This window comes from Abiotrophia defectiva ATCC 49176, from assembly GCF_037041345.1.
Taxonomy (GTDB): Bacteria; Bacillota; Bacilli; order Lactobacillales; family Aerococcaceae; genus Abiotrophia.
Genome location: NZ_CP146287.1, coordinates 1809868 through 1828572 on the forward strand (window position 1 = coordinate 1809868; position 18705 = coordinate 1828572).

General features: G+C 46.2%; 19 protein-coding genes. 7 read left to right on the forward strand and 12 right to left on the reverse strand.

All coding sequences use genetic code 11. The annotated features are described in order from the left end of the window. Positions 1-250: 250 nt before the first annotated feature. From V7R82_RS08440 to V7R82_RS08450, 3 genes are all read right to left on the reverse strand, one after another. On the reverse strand, positions 251-1072 hold the full coding sequence (locus tag V7R82_RS08440; protein WP_291453719.1) for a metal ABC transporter permease: 822 nt from the start codon (positions 1070-1072) through the stop codon (positions 251-253). Beyond that, entirely contained in the window at positions 1030-1725 is a 696-nt protein-coding gene (locus tag V7R82_RS08445) for a metal ABC transporter ATP-binding protein (protein ID WP_023391323.1), read from the reverse strand. Before V7R82_RS08445 ends, V7R82_RS08440 begins: the two co-directional genes overlap by 43 nt. Before the next feature lie 193 nt (positions 1726-1918). Beyond that, positions 1919-2884 (reverse strand): metal ABC transporter solute-binding protein, Zn/Mn family, encoded by a 966-nt coding sequence (locus tag V7R82_RS08450; RefSeq protein WP_314064819.1) that lies wholly within the window; start codon positions 2882-2884, stop codon positions 1919-1921. 194 nt (positions 2885-3078) lie between these two features. Here V7R82_RS08450 and V7R82_RS08455 point away from each other — a divergent pair, with 194 nt between their 5' ends. Continuing rightward, positions 3079-4011, forward strand: a complete 933-nt coding sequence (locus tag V7R82_RS08455) for an ABC transporter ATP-binding protein (protein WP_314942389.1) — start codon at positions 3079-3081, stop codon at positions 4009-4011. 1 nt (position 4012) lies between these two features. Continuing rightward, a complete protein-coding gene (locus tag V7R82_RS08460; protein ID WP_338542532.1) occupies positions 4013-4828 on the forward strand; it encodes an ABC transporter permease in 816 nt (271 codons plus the stop codon). 266 nt (positions 4829-5094) lie between these two features. Here the strand turns inward: V7R82_RS08460 and V7R82_RS08465 are convergent, their stop codons facing one another. The 5 genes from V7R82_RS08465 to V7R82_RS08485 form a co-directional block, all read right to left on the reverse strand. Next, positions 5095-6399, reverse strand: a complete 1305-nt coding sequence (locus tag V7R82_RS08465; protein ID WP_314942385.1) for an RNA polymerase subunit sigma-54 — start codon at positions 6397-6399, stop codon at positions 5095-5097. 133 nt (positions 6400-6532) lie between these two features. After that, positions 6533-7006: a Cys-tRNA(Pro) deacylase gene (gene ybaK, locus V7R82_RS08470; protein WP_338542534.1), complete on the reverse strand. Its 474-nt coding sequence runs from the start codon at positions 7004-7006 to the stop codon at positions 6533-6535. 33 nt (positions 7007-7039) lie between these two features. Beyond that, positions 7040-8317, reverse strand: a complete 1278-nt coding sequence (locus V7R82_RS08475) for a UDP-N-acetylglucosamine 1-carboxyvinyltransferase (protein WP_291427375.1) — start codon at positions 8315-8317, stop codon at positions 7040-7042. A gap of 179 nt (positions 8318-8496) precedes the next feature. Next, complete coding sequence (locus V7R82_RS08480; protein WP_338542536.1) at positions 8497-8844, reverse strand: hypothetical protein; 348 nt, start codon at positions 8842-8844, stop codon at positions 8497-8499. A gap of 149 nt (positions 8845-8993) precedes the next feature. Further along, positions 8994-9839, reverse strand: coding sequence for an AraC family transcriptional regulator (locus V7R82_RS08485; RefSeq protein ID WP_338542538.1), 846 nt, complete (start codon positions 9837-9839; stop codon positions 8994-8996). A gap of 305 nt (positions 9840-10144) precedes the next feature. On the opposite strand from V7R82_RS08485, the gene V7R82_RS08490 reads away from it, so the two are divergent. After that, positions 10145-10903: a DUF4230 domain-containing protein gene (locus tag V7R82_RS08490; RefSeq protein ID WP_338542540.1), complete on the forward strand. Its 759-nt coding sequence runs from the start codon at positions 10145-10147 to the stop codon at positions 10901-10903. A 20-nt stretch (positions 10904-10923) separates the two neighbouring features. On the opposite strand, the gene V7R82_RS08495 is transcribed toward V7R82_RS08490, so the two are convergent. Together V7R82_RS08495 and V7R82_RS08500 are read right to left on the reverse strand one after the other, a co-directional pair. After that, positions 10924-11235, reverse strand: coding sequence for a helix-turn-helix transcriptional regulator (locus V7R82_RS08495; RefSeq protein ID WP_338542542.1), 312 nt, complete (start codon positions 11233-11235; stop codon positions 10924-10926). After that, on the reverse strand, positions 11189-11449 hold the full coding sequence (locus tag V7R82_RS08500) for a hypothetical protein (RefSeq protein WP_314237308.1): 261 nt from the start codon (positions 11447-11449) through the stop codon (positions 11189-11191). The genes V7R82_RS08495 and V7R82_RS08500 overlap by 47 nt, the downstream gene beginning before the upstream one ends. Before the next feature lie 250 nt (positions 11450-11699). Between V7R82_RS08500 and V7R82_RS08505 the strand changes: the two genes are divergently transcribed. The 4 genes from V7R82_RS08505 (at position 11700) to V7R82_RS08520 (ending at position 15180) form a co-directional block, all read left to right on the forward strand. Continuing rightward, a complete protein-coding gene (locus V7R82_RS08505; RefSeq protein WP_291427381.1) occupies positions 11700-12308 on the forward strand; it encodes a TetR/AcrR family transcriptional regulator in 609 nt (202 codons plus the stop codon). Positions 12309-12312: 4 nt separating this feature from the next. Next, complete coding sequence (locus tag V7R82_RS08510; RefSeq protein ID WP_291430803.1) at positions 12313-13200, forward strand: ABC transporter ATP-binding protein; 888 nt, start codon at positions 12313-12315, stop codon at positions 13198-13200. Continuing rightward, positions 13197-13991, forward strand: coding sequence for an ABC transporter permease subunit (locus tag V7R82_RS08515; protein WP_338542546.1), 795 nt, complete (start codon positions 13197-13199; stop codon positions 13989-13991). Before V7R82_RS08510 ends, V7R82_RS08515 begins: the two co-directional genes overlap by 4 nt. Before the next feature lie 253 nt (positions 13992-14244). After that, positions 14245-15180: a hypothetical protein gene (locus V7R82_RS08520; RefSeq protein WP_338542547.1), complete on the forward strand. Its 936-nt coding sequence runs from the start codon at positions 14245-14247 to the stop codon at positions 15178-15180. Positions 15181-15521: 341 nt separating this feature from the next. Here the strand turns inward: V7R82_RS08520 and V7R82_RS08525 are convergent, their stop codons facing one another. Next, a complete protein-coding gene (locus V7R82_RS08525) occupies positions 15522-16469 on the reverse strand; it encodes an AEC family transporter (protein ID WP_338542549.1) in 948 nt (315 codons plus the stop codon). Between the two features lie 175 nt (positions 16470-16644). Further along, positions 16645-18270: a malolactic enzyme gene (locus tag V7R82_RS08530; RefSeq protein ID WP_338542550.1), complete on the reverse strand. Its 1626-nt coding sequence runs from the start codon at positions 18268-18270 to the stop codon at positions 16645-16647. Between the last annotated feature and the right edge of the window lie 435 nt (positions 18271-18705).

Consider the following 18705-nt stretch of genomic DNA (forward strand, 5'->3'; position numbering starts at 1 on the left):
TTCCATAGTTATTTTTCACAATATTCGTCTTGCGTACGAAATTTCTCGATATAGGTCTAGACATTAAGAAAGGCTAAGCATGAGCATCTATATAAAAAATATGCTCATAAAATATCTAAAACACTCACGCCAGTCTCGCAATATATAACTCTCTGTATAGTTTATTGACTGTCAAATCATTGTTGTCTATTTCATCAAAAAACTAAAAATCCGATTGAATCCAACGACTCAATCGGAGTATTAAGTGTAACTAGGTACGATTTCGCCACCAGCCAAGGAAGCCTTGACCTAGAGAAATAACGATAAATAAAATCACGAAGCCTAAGGTAATGGAAGCCCCTGGCGGCGTATTTAGATGGTAAGAGGCCATCAAACCAGCGATAATCCCTACCACATTAATAACAAAGCCAATCAAGATAGTCTGTCTGAAACTTGAGGACAGCTTAATGGCAGTCGCGGCCGGGATTACAATGAGGGCAGAGACCAGTAAGGCCCCCACAATCGGCATCATGACACTAATGGCCACCCCTGTCACGACAGACAGTAGAATGGACATGAACTTGACAGGCAGACCCGCCGTATGCGCCGTCGCTTCATCAAAACTCATAACGTAGAGAGGGCGACGGAAGAGCAGGTAGAGGGCTAGGACAATGCCCGCTAGGACGGCCAAGAGAATTACCTCTTGAGGTGAAATCAAAATAATAGAACCGAAAAGGAACTGCTCAATCTTAAAGTTTGAGGCGTTGCGGTTAAGATTCATAAGCACCAAGGCCACTGACATGCCACCAGCCATCATAATAGCCACCGACACCTCGGAGAAGTCGCGGTAAATGAGCCTCAAATATTCTAGTAAGACCGAAGCCACAATGACGACTAGGAGAGTGGTCACCGTTGGACTGACCCGTAGAATCATCCCCAAGGCTACCCCCGCTAAGGAGATATGGGACAAAGTATCGGCCATCATGGATTGGCGCTTCAGAATCAGCAAGAGGCCGATAATAGGCGTAATGCAGGAAATAGCCAGGCCTGCTAGGAGTGCGCGTTGGATGAAGTCAAGCTGAAACATCTCCATGGGGTTCCCTCCTCTCTCACTAGTCTAATTTCTCGGGTATAGAAACCTTCAATTTCTTGGTCGGCATGAGTCACCATGAGGATGGACTTGCCGTGATGTTTACAGGCATGGCGTAAGAGCCGGTAGAAGGCCCGTCGGGACTCAATATCCATACCGGTGGTTGGCTCATCTAAGACGAAGAAGTCCGGATCAGTGGCGAAGACCCGCGCTAAGCAGATACGTTGCTTCTGACCGCCTGACAATTCTCCGATTTTCTTATGGCGCAAATGGCTCATGCCGACAGCCGATAGGGCTCGATCCACGTGTTCTTTGTCATGGGCGTCTAGACGCTTGAACCAACGCCCCTTTGGATAGCGGCCGGACTCGACAAACTCCTGAACCCGGCTAGGGAAGCCGGCATTAAAAGAGTTGACGTTCTGTGGCACATAGCCAATAGACAAGGGCTTGCCTAGGGCATTAGTCTTGGCAATCGTGACCGTTCCTGACGCTGGCTTAAGTAGGCCTAGGATATTCTTCAAGAGGGTGGACTTGGCCGCCCCATTTTCTCCGGTCAGAATGACGAACTCGCCGGGGTTGACTTCAAAGTTTACTTCATTGAGAACCTTCTCCCGATCATAGTAGAAGGAGAGGTTTTTGACACTGACTAGGGTCATGACTTGCCTCCTTGGCAGATAATTTGCTGGCTAAAAAGGTCCCGCCTGCTAGTTGGGACAAAAATTGAAGAGTTAGCAATTAATTGGATAGTAATTGCTACACTTGACCCCTCCTATTATAGACCACTTAGGACAAAAAATGCAAGCAGTGGCAATGCCACCGCTTGCTTGAGGTGTCTTAATCTTGACTAGCTTACTTGGTCAAATTAGCTAGGTTTTCGCGCATGAGGCTGAAGTAGTCAGCGCCAGCCGCAATTTCTTCTGCGCTGACAGTTTCCAAGGTACGCAATGGACGGAGCTCAGCACCTGTAGCAGATGCTACGGTCTTGGCAATGGCATCATCCAAGGATGGGTCAACGAAGATGACCTTGGTCTTGTGTTCCTTAACAAATTCTTGCATCTTAGCTAGGGCAGCCGCACTTGGTTCTGCTGTAGAAGAGATACCCGTAATGGCATGTTGTTCTAAACCATAGGCATGCGCTAGGTAGCCAAAGGCAGCGTGTTGTACCACAAAGTTCTTGTCGCTCAGCTTAGCGGTGCCTTCTTTAAATTCTTTGTCTAATTTCTTAAGGTCTTCTGTTAAGCTAGCGGCATTGGCTTCATAGGTAGACGCATTTTCAGGGTCTAAGGCAACCAAAGCCTTCTTCACATTTTCAGCTTGCTTAGCATAAGTCATTGGGTCCATCCAAGTATGTGGGTCAAATTCATGGTGATGGCCTTCTTCGCCCTCTTCATGATGCTCTTCCCCAGATTGACCAGATTCCGCTTCATGGTCGTGGTCTTCATGGTCGGCATCACCCTTGAGAAGTTCAATGCCTTCGGTTGTCTTTTGAACCTTGGTCTTGTCAGTATCCAAGAGTTTGGTTAAGTCTTCAACAAAGTGCTCCATCTCATCATCTTGGTAGATAAAGAGGTCACTAGTTTGAACCTTGGCTGCGTCGCGGGCGCTCATTTCGTAGTCATGGGCATCTTGGTTGCCTTCTAAGAGCATGGAAACCTCTGCCTTATCCCCGGCAATGCGTTGAGCTAAGTAGTAAACTGGATAGAAAGTGGTCATGACCTTCTTCTTGCCAGCAGCTGAGACAGTAGGAGCCAATGGTGCCAATAAGCCAAGTACTAATACTAGGCTTGCTAAAAGTGCAGATAATTTACGTTTCATTAAATCTTCCTCCTATGAAAATATGTAATGGTTACTTTTTCCATAATTTATTATACGCCTTTCTGACTAGATGTCAACCGTAATCTTTATCTTTTTGCTTCAGACACACCCGCCTATTACCCGTCTGGCTTGGAATCAAGAGGCATCCTTGCTATACTATAGATAGCGATTCCCTTTAAGAAAGGAAGATTTACATGACTGAATCCGTCTTAGAGTCTGTCTTGGAAGTAAGCCAGCTGACTAAGATTTATAAGAAGCAACGGGCCTTAGATTCCTTCGATCTCTCCGTCTCGCGCGGTGAAATCGTCGGCATCATCGGACCCAACGGGGCTGGTAAATCCACCCTGCTACGTAGCATCGTGGGCCTAACCCCTGCATCTGAGAAGAACATTCAGCTCTTTGGCTCGGTAGACTACGAGGCCCTCTTAACCAACCGCCACTTCGTCGGCGCCTTGATTGAGGCCCCTGCCTTTGTCGATAACATGAGCGCTAAGGAGAATATGATTCATTATGCCCTGCAACGCAAGGTCAAAGACCGCAGCGCCCGTATCGACGAAGTTTTGGCCTTGGTTGGCTTAGACAAGACCGGCAATAAGAAAGTCAAGAACTTCTCCCTGGGGATGAAGCAACGTTTGGCCATTGCCTTAACCCTCTTACATGATCCCGACCTCTTGATTCTGGACGAGCCTATTAACGGTTTGGACCCTGCTGGGATTATCCATGTGCGGGAGCTACTCTTGAAACTCAACCGGGAAAAGAACATGACCATCTTAATTTCTTCCCATATCCTGTCGGAATTGGAGCACTTGGCAAGTCGCTTCGTCTTCGTTAACAAAGGCCGCAAGGTGGCCGACATTAGCTCTCAAGAACTCGCTCATCAAGCTAGCACCTATTATCAGGTTCAAACGACCGACAATGCCAAGGCCCTTGACTTCTTAAGCCAATGGCTGGGCCAAGATAAGGTGGCAGCAGATGGCAAAGAGCTAATTGCCATCTATGACTTAGAAGTGCCCCTACCTGAAATTGCCAAACGCCTAGTAAATGAAGGCTTCGAACTTCTCTTCCTGGGTAGCCACAAGAATGACCTCGAATCCGTCTTCTTGAATCTTACAGAAGGAGGCAACTAAGATGTTCCAGCTATTACGCGCAGAATTCTATCAAATCCGCCATCGGGTGGCGCCTTTTACTATGCTGCTACTCAGCTTTTTGGCGACACTCGGTATTGCCTATCTGGCCACCATCATGCTTTTCGCCGGACTAAGGGCTGAGGAAATCACTGAACTGCAAAAGGGGTTTGTGGGTAGCCAAGTTTTGAGCTTCTATATCATTGGCCTCAAGGAAATACCTCTGCTTCTTTGTTTCGTGGCTCAGATCCTGACCTTTAACAATGAGACTAAGAACCGGACCTTGATTAACACCATCAGCTATGGTCACCGCCGTCGCTCTGTAGTCCTCAGCAAGATCCTGGTAGGACTCTTCTACCTCTTACTGGCTTTATGCTTGGGCCTAGTTTCTCTCGTAATCGGGGGCAGCATGTCGGGAGCTACTTTCAAGGGTGATGAAATCCTCGGATTTTTCACTAGCTATTTGATTCCTAGCATCCCTCTCTTCCTAGGCTACATCGCCCTCTTAAGCATCCCTGCCTTCCTCTTCGCTGGCCAGGGCCCACTGATTTTTACTTATCTCCTGCTCACTTTCATTAACCAAATCATAAGCGGTGTTTATTCATTCTTAACCACTAACACCCAAAACATGGGGAATGTGGTTCAAAAATTCCTGAGTGCGGATAAGGTTTTTGCCTTCTTCTTCACCTTCCTAAAAGTAGGAAAGCCGCTGACCTGGGGCAACCTAAACTTCGACTTGACACCAGTCGTCGCCTCGGCCTACTTCCTTCTCTTCTTCTGGATTGCGGTCAAACTCTTCAACCGCGCCGAAGTTAAATAGTAGCTTCGTAAAAATCCCCCGGACTCCTTGATGGAAGTCGGGGGATTCTTTTTGTCTAAAATACGATATTTTCAAAATCGCGTTTTCAAGCATAAATTTAAGCGTACATCCTATTGAGACGATGGTTGTGGCACAAGCTATCAATTTCTTGTTGCATCAGGATTTTGGGGTGAGTTGTGGTTAACCACAACTCGCCCTAAAATCTTGCTTTTCAATTTAATATAAAACACCCGCTCTAGTGTCAAGCCTAGAGCGGGTGTTTACTTTTAATGGCCCAGTGCTTGGCGGTAGTTACGCACCATGAAAGGACTAATCATAATCTTACGTTCTTCTAAGCGTTCCACCAGCTCCTCGTCACTTAAGTCAGCTGGCGCATCATGTAGAATCTCATGAATAATTTGCTTAATCTTTTCAGCGGAGAAGCCATCTCGGTCTTCCCGTGTCGCCACTGTGATAAAGTCCGTCATTGGCAGGACATATTGGCCAAAGCCCATGTTCTTGTTAGACACCAAGAGGTTGACGACTGGTTCAGGCAAGCCCGTAATCTCCGCCACCTGCTTGAGCAAGAGTGGCACCTTAGAATCTGAAAGTTGGCTAAAGTAATCGTGCTGAACCGCTGCAATGGCTTGCGCGACTTTCAGAATCAATTGCTCCCGCACCCGCAAGTTACGGGCTAGACGATCATACATGAGTTTCTGTGGCTTGGAGAAGGCGACGACCTCAGGATCTTGGGTCGCTAACATCTCTTGATAGTAAGGCTCATTGAAGATTAATTTTGGATAGTAGTGGGCGTTATAACGCACCTTCATGCCTTCCTGGTCTTGGAGAACCGTCACATCATCTAATAGATGGTCCTCTTCTTCCACTTGGAAGAGGTCGGCTGGACTGGTCCGCAAGGTTTGATAGTAGCTAACGCAGGCCAGGACATCTGCTAGCGGCAGGCCAGTAGCCGTCACGATGGCTTGATAATCTTCTGACTTGAGTTGGTCAAAATATTCTTCTAAGAGGTAGTAGGCCACATTAGGGGCATGAGCATCTTGCTCGGTCTGCAACATCAAGCATTCGCGTAAGTCATAGGCCCCAATCCCGGCAGGTTCCAATTGTTGGAAGAGGGTAATGGCATCCAAGGCAATAATGGGTTCGATGCCTAGTTGTTTGGCCACTTCCTGGTAGCTATATGGCAGATAACCTTGAGGATTTAATAAATCAATCAAGCGCACCATGGCGTCCCGAATGATGGTATGGCGGTACATCATAATCTGTTCGAAGAGAAACATAGGCAGATTACGCGGTGCTTCCGGCATCTGCGGATCCACCCCAATAATGGCACTGTGTTCTTGTAGGGTAACCGATGCTTGCTGGGGCTTGGTCTTAGGATAGTCTAGTTCAATGAAGGGATTCTCTAGAATTTCATCTTCTAGGAAATAAGTAAGTTGGGCCGCACTCAAGCCGAGCATCTGCCACAATTGACTATCCCCTTCAATGGTTTCAATAGGAATACTTTCAAATTCGCTTTGCCCATTAGCTTGAATGACGGTCACCACGTGTTGTTGCTTGTTTAAGTCTGACATGTTGACCCCTCCTGCTATGTATACGTTTTCTTAACTCTATTATAGCGCAAGACGCCCCTTGCGTCTATGCTAAAGCAAGGTTTTTTTGAAAATCAAAAGCAGCAAGCCCCTGAGGACTGCTGCTTACCATGACTTATTCAATTAAATCATCCGCGCTCAGAGCTAGGACAGAAGCCAGATCCCGAACATCTAGCTCTAACTGCAGGCCAATCTTGCCAGCCGAAACCATGATAGAAGGATAATCCCAGGCGCTAGCATGAACATAGGTTGGGAAGGTCTTCTTCATGCCTAAGGGCGAGCAACCGCCGTGAACATAACCCGTTAGGGGCAGGAGGTCGCGTTCCTTAATCATGGCGATATGCTTCTCGCCTACGGCACGCGCGGCCTTCTTCAAATCCAGGCTAGCCACCACGGGAATGACAAAGACATAATGGCCACCTGATTTTCCGACCGTCACCAGGGTTTTGAAGACCTGGTCAGGATTCTGGCCCAAGGTTTCTGCTACTTCCAAGCCTGATAAGGCGCCCGTCTGACTGTAGTCTCGTACTTGATAGGTCACCTTGTGTTGGTCGAGTAGTCGCATAGCATTGGTTTTATGTATTTTCATGGCTAAGAGCCTCCACTAAACAGCAAAAGGCCCTTAGGCCTCTTGCATCTCGCTTACTTCAATCATTTCAATATCGGCACCCAAATCGCGCAATTTGCCTACGATATTAGAGTAGCCACGTAAGATATGGTCGACGCCAGTAATCTCGGTTACGCCATCCGCCACCAAGCCGGCAATGACTAGGCAGGCCCCTGCCCGTAGGTCACTGGCCTTAACTTGCGCCCCACTCAGCTGGGCTGGCCCATTGACCCGAATCATGGCCCCTTCGACCTTGATATCGGCCCCCATGCGGTTGAGTTCAGGAATATGCTTGACACGGGCTGGGTAGATGGTGTCGATGATAGTCCCGTTACCTGCCGCAATCGCCAAGAGTGGCGTCAGCGGTTGTTGCAAGTCAGTGGCAAAACCTGGATAAGGCTGGGTCTTGACGCTGACCATGCGGAGGTTTGGACTTGGATGAACGTAGATGGAATCTTCACCAATCTCCAATTGAGCGCCCATTTCTTCAACCTTAGCAATGAAGCCTTCAATATGTTCAAAAATGACATTATTGACGCGGACCCCTTGGCCAGCTGCCACGGCAGCCGTAATATAGGTCCCGGCTTCAATTCGGTCCGGAATGATGGTGTGGGTACAGCCATGCAGATGCTCCACGCCCTCTACCCTGATGACGCTAGTACCGGCACCGCGAATCTTAGCCCCCATCTTGTTAAGCAGGTTAACGACATCAATAATTTCCGGTTCGCGGGCAGCATTCTCAATAATGGTCTTGCCCTTGGCCTTAACGGCTGCCAAGATACAGTTGATGGTTGCCCCTACGCTGACCACGTCCATGTAGATACGTGCCCCAACAAGGCCTTCTTGGTCGGTCGTCAGAGTCACTACACCGAAGTCGTCCTCTACCTTAGCCCCTAAGGAACGGAAGGCCTTGAGGTGTTGGTCGATTGGGCGAGGTCCCAAGAAGCAGCCCCCAGGTAAGCCGATGACCCCTTCACCAAAGCGCGACAAAGTCGCCCCCATAAAGTAATAAGAGGCACGTAGGCTCTGAATTTTCCCACTTGGCATTGGGATGGATTTAATATCACTTGGATCAATGGTTAAGACATTATCCTTAAAAGAGGCCTTAACATTGAAATCCTCCAAAATATCGATTAAAGAATAGACGTCAGCAATATCTGGCACGCCTTCTAGAACAACTTCTGAATCAGCCAAAATAGCAGCTGGAATTAAGGCAACTGTAGAGTTCTTGGCCCCGTTAATGGTAATTTCACCTGTGAGGGGCTTGCCTCCGCGGATGACTAGTTTCTTCATTATATATAACTCCCTAATTTCAATCTTCGATGATTCTTTGCATATCACTTATAGTGTACCATAAGTCGCCCCAAATATACATAGCAAATGATTATTTAGCCCTTTTGTTGCAGGGTAACAAAAGGCATTTCAAAAGGCCCCATCACTCGAAAATGACGGGGCCTTGAGACAGCAAACTATTATTGACGTCCGCAAACAAAATAGAGATAAATGAAACCAATCAAGCCAATTGGCACCGCCAAGAACCAGATAATGATAAAACGAAAAATCTTCCAGGCTATCATTAAGAGGCCACTGATGAAGAAGACATTGTCGCCGACAATGAAGTCGACTAGACTCTCATAGACAAACATGGCAAAGGGATAAAGCAAGGCACAAGGCAGTAAAATCAGCAGCTTAGCATCGAATCTCCCGACTTGGCTGACGGATGTAAAGACGAAGAAGGCGTAAAAAGCAAAACCAAATAAATAATGGCGGATTAACCAATCACGGTTGAGGGATTGAAACATATTCTTCAGTCTATCCATAGGGGATCACCTCTCTAATTTAATGATGCTTCCTATTATAGTCCACTTGCCGGCTCCTGTCCAAAATGCACAGGCACTCACAAAATCTGACGCAAGCAAAAGACGGACGCCTATTAGCAGTCCGCCCGTCTGTTTAAATCTGTCCTGGCTTAATCGACTTTGACAATCGGCACCCAGAGTTCCATACGGTAGTCTTGCGCCCCCATATTGCCTTCACTATAAACCTCGAAATCAGGCGCGCCCGAATGTTGGAAGCCTTGCTCAGGGAAGAAGACTTCCATGAGGTAGCGCCAACCTGCATGAATACAGTCCGGCACTGGCCCATTCAATTCAACCACCGCATATTCAGTGGCTGCTACCTCCAAGATATCGAGCCCCAGTTCTTGAGCCTTGCTTCGGTCGGTCACCTCATAGCCGGCCATATAGTTGAGGCGTTCTGGTGTGTCAATGTCGTGGCAGACTCCCAGGCTTTGGCCCCTACCTAAGCTAGCCAAGTCCTCATGGGAGAATTTGCTGTAGAGATCTTGCCAGATCTGAGGGCACTGGCTGCTAGGGATATTATTGGCATTGAACCCTGCCACTGTTAAGGCAGGCTTGTTCTGGATATTGATTTTCATACTATCTCCTCCTTGCAGGGTCAGCCGCAACTGTAGCCGCCCGACTAGGCGGAAAGGCGCACCCTGTCTAATTTGTGTCGGAGTCGCACCATGAAATTTCTTGAAAGCTGCCCCGAAGGCGTCGGCTGATTCATAGCCATATTGGATAGCTATGTCGATGATTCGGGCCTCAGACTGGCGCAGGGCCAGCGCTGCCTCTGTCAAGCGACGTTCCCGCAAATACTCTGACAGTGACGTCCCCGTCAGCATGGAGAAGAGCCGGCTGAACATGGCATAAGGATAACCCGACAGTCGCGCCACCCGCAACTCATCTAGCTCCCCATCCAGGGTAGAGTCCAGATAGTCCAACGTCCGGTTAAAAGCTTCCATCATATTCATGTGTATGACCTCCTGACAAGTTGAGTATAGCTGAAATTTTAGGGGGAAGTCCTAGAATTGGGGGGCGAGAAATCTAGGGTGCTTGAACTACCCCTATATATAAAATTATTCCCTCACAATCCAACTCAAGCGCTTGTATTTATTTTATTTTTGATTATAATAGGTGATAGCAGAAGAGCTATATGCGTCAATAAGCTATATGACGCCTATCTATTCTCCAGCCCATTCATTCTCTAGCATCCGAATGTGAAAGGATAGCACTTGCTCTTTGTGATGAAATCATTATTTCTTAGGGGGAATTTTACATGTCTAGCAAGCAGACCATTACATTGCCGGATTGGCTTGGTGATTCTGTCGTCTATTTTAAAAAACCTTTTGGTCGGCGTCTCCTACGCATTGTACTTTTGATTATAATTTTTATTTCTGGCTTTGTAGCTGGTGGAAACTGGAACAAACAGCCCGTACCAACGCCACAACCGGCTCCTGTAGAAAGTGCTAAGAAGCCAATCATCACTAGTCAAATTGTAAGTTCGCGCATTGAGAAAGCGAAAGAGCTAACAACTGAAAAGTACTTCTATACCAATGCCGGTTTGTTCAAGAACAATCACGTGGCTTGGGGTGTAGGTATTCCTTTCACAGAAAAATCATTCATTGTGAAGTATAACGGGATTATCCACGCTGGTGTTGACCTCGATTCTATGCAGTCTGTCGTTATTGATGATACCATTTATATTCGCTTACCTGACGCAAAAGTACTATCTCATGCCGTAGACCATAATTCTGTCGAGACCTTAGATGAACGTGCTGGACTATTTAATCCAATAAAAATTACTGATATCTCAGGTTTCATGGCGACTCAGGAAACTAACATTGAACAGCTTATTTATGATTGTCAAATACTAAGTTATGCAAAAGATACTGCCAAGACAGTTATCCAGGAACTCCTAGAAATGGACCCCGATATCAAAGATCACTATAAAATTGAATTCGTTGACGAACTACCGGAAGTTCCCTCTGATTCTAGTGCACTATCGAATGAAAGCTCTGAATCTAGCTCCTTATAATTTTCAATTCATGTAACACGCTAATTACTATTAGCGTGTTTTTTGTGATTACTATTTCCTTCTTCCACAGACAATTTAAGTTTACACGCTAGAGCTTCCGCTATCCTCCCCAACATCCCCACTGTCGGATTGGCTTGGCCACTCTCTAGCCTTGATAGGTTAGCTTGGCGTAAGCCTAGTTTTTCTGCCATCTGAGCTTGGCTTAAGCCTCGCTCTAGGCGCAAGGCCACTAATTTCAGGGCCACTTCCTGCCGGGCAGCTTCCTCCGCCAAATCTAAAGTAAAATCAGGATATTGGGATGCTAAGCGATTCTTTAAGGACTCGAGTGACATGCTCTTCACCTTCCTTTCTTGTTTTGGTCTCACCCAAAGGAATAACCAGTGTCTTAGCCTGACCTTTGCCTCGGCCCCATTTTTCAATCACAGCGGGTGTCAACCCCTCCCGCTCAATGATTTCTAAGGCTGCCACTGCCTTGACTGCTTGCTGGTAGGGCAAGCCCTCTACCAGGGCCAGAATGTCTTCTGGAATCTTGTAATGTGCGTCCATGACACGCACCTCCTTTTTCCCATTATATCATATATGATATAATGGGAAAATCGCTTTCACTAGCTAAATCCCCTATATATCAAGTTTTCCTCCATTTTGTTACCATCTCACCACGTAATTCTACCCACCTTACACCCTATCTACTAGTAGAACTAGTAGATAGGGTACACAAGTTTCTGACCCCCTTCTCAAAAACGGTCAATGGGTCTATAATGAAGTTAACTTCTTAATGAAAGGAGCCAAGAAAGCAATGAATCCTAAATTTTATGCCCTGCCCCAAGCCAAGCAGGAGGCCATTATCCAAGCCGGCTTCCGCGTCTTCGGCCAGCACGCCTATAAGAAGGCACCCATGAGCGCCATTGCGGACGCGGCGGGGATTTCCAAGCCCTTGCTTTTTCATTATTTCCATAATAAAAAGGAACTTTACTTTTTCCTCTTCGACCTCTTAGTCCAGCAGACCGATGATTACCTAAAAGAAGGAGGCTGCTATGAGACCCTGGATTTCTTCGAGCTCTTCAAGAGCGTGACCCAGACTAAGGTGCAACTAGCCCGGCTCAATCCCGATTGGCTGGCCTTTAGCCTTAAGACCTACTACGAGCAGGATCCCGAGATTATGCCAGAATTGGCCCAACGCATGAAACAAGTCAAGGCGAAACAGGTCCAGCTCATGGACAAGCTAGATATGAGCTGCTTTCGGCCCGATATCGACTTTCAGCTCATGTATAAGGATATGACCTGGGCCGCCCAGGGTTATCTCTGGGAGCATGTCCAGCGAGGGTCCGTTGATCCCGAAACCATCGAGGCGGAATTCAACCAACTGATTGACTTCTGGAAGTCTCTCTATCTTAGAAAGGAGTGATCCCATGTACGCTATTCAAACGCATCAACTGACCAAATCCTACGGCAAGCACCGAGGCATCGAACGTCTGGACTTGACCGTCCAGCAGGGCGAGCTCTTTGGCTTTATCGGGCCTAACGGGGCCGGCAAATCTACCACTATCCGCACCCTACTGGGGCTGATTAAGCCTACCAGCGGCAGTGCCCAGGTCCTAGGCTTAGAAGTCGGCCGCCAACAAGGCCAAATCCTACGCCGGGTGGGCTACCTGCCGTCCGAAACCCAATTCTATGCCGGCATGACCGCCCGCGACCTACTCAAACTATCTGCTGATCTGAGAGGCCTGGACTGCCAGGCCGAATGCCGCCGCCTCAGCGACCGGCTGCAGCTTGATCTTGGGATTGCGGCGGATCAACTGTCCCTGGGTAACCGTAAGAAGGTGGGCATTGTGGCCGCCCTCCAGCACCAACCTGACCTCTTGATTCTGGACGAGCCTACCAGTGGCTTGGACCCCCTGATCCAAGAAGAATTCTTCGCCCTCTTAGAGGAACGCCGCCAAGCCGGCGGGACCGTCTTCCTATCCAGCCATGTCCTGTCCGAAGTCCAAAACCACTGCGACCGAGCGGCCATTATCCGCCAAGGGCAAATCGTGGCCACCGAAGATGTCGCCAGCCTCATGCAGCACCAAGCCAAACGCGTCAGCCTGTCCGGTCAAGTACCTGGCCTGGCAGACCTAGCAGGTGTCTCCAACTGGCAAGCCAAGGGCAAAGATCAAGTCAGCTTCCTCTATCAAGGAGACCTAAATGCCTTACTAGCTTGTCTGGCAGGCGGCCAAGTCCGCGACTTCAGTCTGGCCGAGCCAAGTCTGGAAGAAATCTTCCGCCACTACTACCAAGAAGGAGGCGATTTGTCATGATTCTATTCCGCCACGAATTACGCCAAGGTTGGCGTAGCCTAATCCTGTGGACGGCGGCCATCGCGGGTTTTATGGGCCTGATTTCCCTGCTCTTCCCTCAAATCAAGGACCAGATGGCTAGTATCAACGGCCTGATTAGCACCATGGGTGCCTTCTCCGACGCCTTCGGCCTGGGCAAGCTCAACATGGGGACCTTCATCGGCTTCTATACCGTTGAATGTCAGAGCGTCCTGGGCCTTGGTGGCGCCCTATATGCCGCCATTCTGGCCAGCAATTCCCTAGCCAAAGAAGAGCAAGCCGGCACCGCCGAATTCCTGCTGACCCATCCCCTCAGTCGGGCTTCGATTGTCACCAGCAAGGCCTTGGCCCTCGTCAGCCAGCTTCTGATACTCAACGCGGTGACCCTAGCAGTTGTTCTCTTAAGTCTGACCCTGATGGGTGAGTCCGCGCCTATGGGCCAACTCCTACTCTTGCACTTGGCCTATCTAATCTTACACCTCGAGTTCATCGCCCTCTGCCTGAGCCTGTCGGCCTTGTCCGGCAAACGTCGTGGCACCGGTCTAGGCGCCGGCATCGGGCTGGTACTGGGTTTCTACCTAGCCAACCTGGTCGCCAATATCGCCCCCGGCCTAGGTGGCCTCAAATGGCTCACGCCCTTCGCTTACGTGGACGGCGCCGAAATCATTCCTAATGGCAGCCTAAACCTAGGCTATGTCGGAGTAGGGCTGGTCTTATCAGCCTGCTCGCTGGGCGTGACTTATTGGTGGTTTGGGCGGAAGGATGTAGGATAGAGTGTAAAAGTTAAAGCCATCAAGTTTATAAACTTGATGGCTTTTTTCTTGTCTCTGGCATTAAGGCTGTGGGACTTATTCCGAGGATTAAATGTCTTTTATAAGCTATGGGTATCGGCTTTCTTACTCAAAGTTCTAGGTGTCCCGCCGTCATTTATCATGATTAAAACACATCCTTGTATTTTCAAATCGAAGAATTATAATAAAGCTATAGTTACCTGACAGAATAAAGAAGATATTAAGGAGCATCATTATGGGACACAAAAAAGCGGACGAGCGAGAAACAGTGATCAAGTGGCTAGAATATTGCCATAAAAACAAACGCAAGCCTTGGTTATGGGATTTCAAGAATTGCTATAAAGTTCCACAATCTGAAGATTCGCTATCTAAAGATTCGTTACCTAAAGATTCGTTATCCGAAGATAGTATTACAGCCTTCTTGAAATACAAAAATGGCGAGTTCAAAGATACTACTATCTTTAATATTACAGAAAAAGCTGGTTTCGATGCGGACTGCGACAAGGAAGCAATCGAGCTGTATAAAGTTTTGGGCTGGCAAAATTCGGCTACAGATGTGATTAGAGGCGAAACCATGAATTCCTTTCTCACTACTTTTAACAGAGCCATTCGGCAGAGTTCTAACTATAAAACTCTAACTAAAACGTTAGGAATAGATAATAGAAAAAAAGAGAGATATTCTAAACTATATAAAGATCAAAATTATCGGCAGTTTGACATTATCGAAAACAACCGACCCGCATTTCAAACATTCGCCAAACTTACTCATACAATTGGAAACTTCACCGTACTCCCTCATTGGATGAATACTGGGCGTAGTAATCTCTCACAAGATTACTGGGACATCTTCCTCTTATCACTACAAGAATGGCTACATCTTATTAGTCCAACTTCTGAAGCCTGGATTAATTTTATTGAATTGTACTATCTACAACCCTATGTAAATAAGGACTATCAAATTGAGCCACTCTGGAAAAATCATAGTTATACTACTCCAATTCTAAAAGAGAAAGAAGATTTCCCCATTTTTCTAAAAGCAGTGAATGAACGAATCGAAGAACGCGGAAAATATATGATCAAGCAAATATGCGATAGACTGAATCGGACAGATTTCAACTTCTATAAGGAGATTAGAGACATGGATAAAATTCGATTCTCGGATGAATTTTAAAAATAAGTTAAGAAGCTAACATAAGCGGCTTCCTCCCCAGTATGCAATCTCTACTAGATATCGAACTAGCACTAGGATTCTCCCTTGTTAACCGAGTGTCCAATATCGCCCCTGGCCTGGGGGCCTCAAATGGCTTACACCCTTTGCTTACGTATACGACGCCGAAGGCATCCATGGCGACAACCTAAACCTAGGCTATGTCGGAGTCGGACTGGTCTTGTCAGCCTGCTCGCTGGGCGTGGCTTATTGGTGGTTTGGTCGGAAGGATGTAGGGTAGTTAATATAGATATAAAGAACCCCAGTAAGCTTACTGGGGTTCTTTATATCTATCCTCTTCCTTCTTATCCTAATAAAGTTTGTAATATTGGAATAACAAGGATAAATAGAACCGTACTTAGAGTCACCACATTCGTAGAGAATTCCACATCTCCTTTTCCCTGATTAGCAAGGATTGGGAGAACAGCTAGAGCTGGTGTCGCGGACTGAATCATAAAGGTCTTAAATTCTACTGTTGCCATATTTGGGGCAAAGAACTTCAATACAAGAAGCATGATCAGAGGAGCTAGGATAAAGCGTCCCACCAAGGTGATAATTGTATCTTTGTCAAAAGCAATGGTATTCAAGCCTGCCTTAGCAAGAACAATACCAATATAAATCAGAGATAAGGGAGTGACGATATTCCCAACATAGGTTAAGGTATTCGTTACGAAATCTGGAATAGAGATTCGGAGAAGCAAAAATAGTAGAGCGACAAGAAAACCTACAAGCGGAGCTGGTAGTAATTTCTTCCAGTCAAATTTAGTTGTCTCCTTGCTTTGACCCGATTTACTGTCGCTCGTCATCAAATACACGCCCAATGTCCAGGTGGAAATCGTATTGGTGATATAGTAAATTAAGAAATAAGGAAGAGCCTGATCTCCAAAAAGAGCAATGTTTAGTGGCAACCCGATAAAAATAGTATTGGCATTAACAAAGGTATTAATCAAGGTTCCTCTCCGCCCTGGACGAACCTTGAAAACCACAACTGCAATATAAGCTACGATATATCCTAAGATAAATGCCACAAAAGTATAAAGGAGGCCTCCAGAAAGACTGATTAGTTTATCTAATGTTAGGTATTTCATTACCGACACAAAAATTGACGCTGGCAAGGCTACATTCATGATCAAACGAGACAGGTTGGGACCAAAGCTATCTCCAAACCATCCCCTAACCTGAAGAATATACCCCAAAACAATAATAGCGATAATCGGAATGATACTCGTAATCGAGGTTAAAAAGAGTGACATATATACCCCTTTCTGAATTACTTAAACCTATTCTTTAATATAGCTTTCTAGTTTTACCTGTTAGTAGTAAAACTAGAAAGTGGACTGTTTTAGGTCGTCATTTTGGATTTCTCCCTTTTAATACCTTGCTAAGCTATGGCTGCTTCGATTCTTATCGGTAGGTAACAAGAATTGACTATTTATATTCTGGATACCACTTCAAATCACGAACTGCTTTGGCCATATCTGTTTCCTTAGCGCGTGCAAGTCCTTGCTCTTGCGCTTTTTTAGCTACTGCTTCTGCTACTTTAATAGAAACATCTGCCACATACTTGAATGGCGGCAAGACTGGTGCTCCTGGTTGTCCTGAATTGACAATCCCACTCAATGAATGAGCCGCTGCCCCAATCATTTCATCAGTCAAAAGGCTTGCTTCAGAGGCTAACATCCCTAGACCCAGACCTGGGTAAATCAAGGCATTATTGGCTTGACCAATCACATAGTCTACACCTTTATAAGAAACCGTACCCGCAGGTATTCCTGTTGCGACAAAAGCTTTCCCATCTGACCATTCGATCAAATCTTTAGCATTCGCTTCTGCCAACTTGGTTGGATTTGACAAGGGGAAGATCATTGGACGTTCTGTGTTTTCACACATAGCTTCTACAATCTCTTTAGTGAAGGTGTTTGGTTGAGTTGAAGTTCCCACAAGAATTGTTGGCTTCACAGTCTTCACTACTTCAAGCAGGTCAGTCAACTTGTCTGCGTTACTAAAGTCAGCACGTTTCTTAGCAAATGGCTTTTGCTCTGGTGTCAAGTCATCCATATCATCAAAGAGAAGACCTTGTTTATCAACCATAAAGAAACGCTTGTAGGCCTCTGCTTCAGAAAGTCCTTCACTCACCATTTCACGAAGAACACGAGAAGCAATCCCTGCACCAGCTGTTCCCCCGCCATAGCAGAGATAAATTTGATCTGTTAATTTTTCGCCACTAATGTCCAGTGAGCCAAAGATACCGCCCAAGGTAACAATCCCTGTGCCTTGAATATCATCGTTAAAAGTTGGAATTTGTTTCCGGTATTTCTCAAGAATATTGGCAGCATTCAGGCGACCGAAGTCTTCCCAGTGAAGGTAGAGTTTAGGAAAGAGACGCTCTGCCGTTTGAACAAATTGGTCAATGAAGTCGTAGTAACGATCTCCGCGGACCCGTTCGTGACGATTTCCTAAGTAATTAGGATTGTTACGAAGTTCTTCACGGTTCGTTCCTGCATCAATGACTAAAGGAAGCACCATAGAAGGATCAATCCCCGCTGCTCCAGTATAGACCATCAATTTCCCAACAGAAATATCGACACCATTTGTTCCCCAGTCTCCAATTCCAAGGATTCCTTCTGCATCTGTTACAACGATAAGACGGATTTCTCGATTACCCGCCGCATTTTTCAAAGTAGCTTCAATATTTTCAGGGTGATTAATATCAAGATATCCCGCATATTGGGGATCTACAAAGAGGTCACTATAGCCTTCAATAGTATCCGCAATGGTTGGATCATATACAATTGGATTAAACTCTTCCAAATGTTTAGAAAATAAATAGTAGAAAAGGGTACGGTTGGTATTAAAGATTTCCATTAGGAAAAGACGTTTTTCCAAATCGCTTACTTTTGTTTGCATTTGCGCATATGTTTGCGACGCTTGCTCTTCAATAGTTTGGACGTAGGGAGGCAATAAACCAATAAGGCCTAGTTCCTTTCGTTCCTCCAAGGTAAAAGCAGTTCCTTTATTAAGGAAAGGGTTGTTTAAGATATCATGTGCCGTCATATAGGTACCTCCATTTTTTATACAATAATAATTTTTAGCAGAGTGTATTTTAGAATCCTAGGATAACCTCTCTTGCTCTTCCTAAGTAGACAGAGAGGTAAAACCAACATTTTCTCCTTATCTCGATTATACCTCTACACCTAAAATCACGCTTTAAGTAAACCACGTATTATTTAGCATACATTCACCTCTCTATGCTATAATAAGTATAAAATAGAGCTTAAAAAGAAACACCATTTAAAAACTAGCCATTCACCGTCTAGAAAAAGGGATTGTCGCCTTCAAAATTCCTCCTGAGGCAGATTCAATTCTAATAGCCTTGAATCTGCCTCTGATTAGCGTGAGAACCTCTCACTAACACAAGTATCCACATGAAGATTAAACAAGTTCCTATTGATAAGCAAGATATGATGGTAAGCATTTTTGAAAGTATCT

Bases quoted from the DNA above. Each gene is read 5' to 3' on its own strand.
- V7R82_RS08440 (WP_291453719.1), bottom strand. From the start codon at position 1,072: ATGGAGATGTTTCAGCTTGACTTCATCCAACGCGCACTCCTAGCAGGC.
- V7R82_RS08445 (WP_023391323.1), bottom strand. From the start codon at position 1,725: ATGACCCTAGTCAGTGTCAAAAACCTCTCCTTCTACTATGATCGGGAG.
- V7R82_RS08450 (WP_314064819.1), bottom strand. From the start codon at position 2,884: ATGAAACGTAAATTATCTGCACTTTTAGCAAGCCTAGTATTAGTACTT.
- V7R82_RS08455 (WP_314942389.1), top strand. From the start codon at position 3,079: ATGACTGAATCCGTCTTAGAGTCTGTCTTGGAAGTAAGCCAGCTGACT.
- V7R82_RS08460 (WP_338542532.1), top strand. From the start codon at position 4,013: ATGTTCCAGCTATTACGCGCAGAATTCTATCAAATCCGCCATCGGGTG.
- V7R82_RS08465 (WP_314942385.1), bottom strand. From the start codon at position 6,399: ATGTCAGACTTAAACAAGCAACAACACGTGGTGACCGTCATTCAAGCT.
- ybaK (WP_338542534.1), bottom strand. From the start codon at position 7,006: ATGAAAATACATAAAACCAATGCTATGCGACTACTCGACCAACACAAG.
- V7R82_RS08475 (WP_291427375.1), bottom strand. From the start codon at position 8,317: ATGAAGAAACTAGTCATCCGCGGAGGCAAGCCCCTCACAGGTGAAATT.
- V7R82_RS08480 (WP_338542536.1), bottom strand. From the start codon at position 8,844: ATGGATAGACTGAAGAATATGTTTCAATCCCTCAACCGTGATTGGTTA.
- V7R82_RS08485 (WP_338542538.1), bottom strand. From the start codon at position 9,839: ATGAATATGATGGAAGCTTTTAACCGGACGTTGGACTATCTGGACTCT.
- V7R82_RS08490 (WP_338542540.1), top strand. From the start codon at position 10,145: ATGTCTAGCAAGCAGACCATTACATTGCCGGATTGGCTTGGTGATTCT.
- V7R82_RS08495 (WP_338542542.1), bottom strand. From the start codon at position 11,235: ATGTCACTCGAGTCCTTAAAGAATCGCTTAGCATCCCAATATCCTGAT.
- V7R82_RS08500 (WP_314237308.1), bottom strand. From the start codon at position 11,449: ATGGACGCACATTACAAGATTCCAGAAGACATTCTGGCCCTGGTAGAG.
- V7R82_RS08505 (WP_291427381.1), top strand. From the start codon at position 11,700: ATGAATCCTAAATTTTATGCCCTGCCCCAAGCCAAGCAGGAGGCCATT.
- V7R82_RS08510 (WP_291430803.1), top strand. From the start codon at position 12,313: ATGTACGCTATTCAAACGCATCAACTGACCAAATCCTACGGCAAGCAC.
- V7R82_RS08515 (WP_338542546.1), top strand. From the start codon at position 13,197: ATGATTCTATTCCGCCACGAATTACGCCAAGGTTGGCGTAGCCTAATC.
- V7R82_RS08520 (WP_338542547.1), top strand. From the start codon at position 14,245: ATGGGACACAAAAAAGCGGACGAGCGAGAAACAGTGATCAAGTGGCTA.
- V7R82_RS08525 (WP_338542549.1), bottom strand. From the start codon at position 16,469: ATGTCACTCTTTTTAACCTCGATTACGAGTATCATTCCGATTATCGCT.
- V7R82_RS08530 (WP_338542550.1), bottom strand. From the start codon at position 18,270: ATGACGGCACATGATATCTTAAACAACCCTTTCCTTAATAAAGGAACT.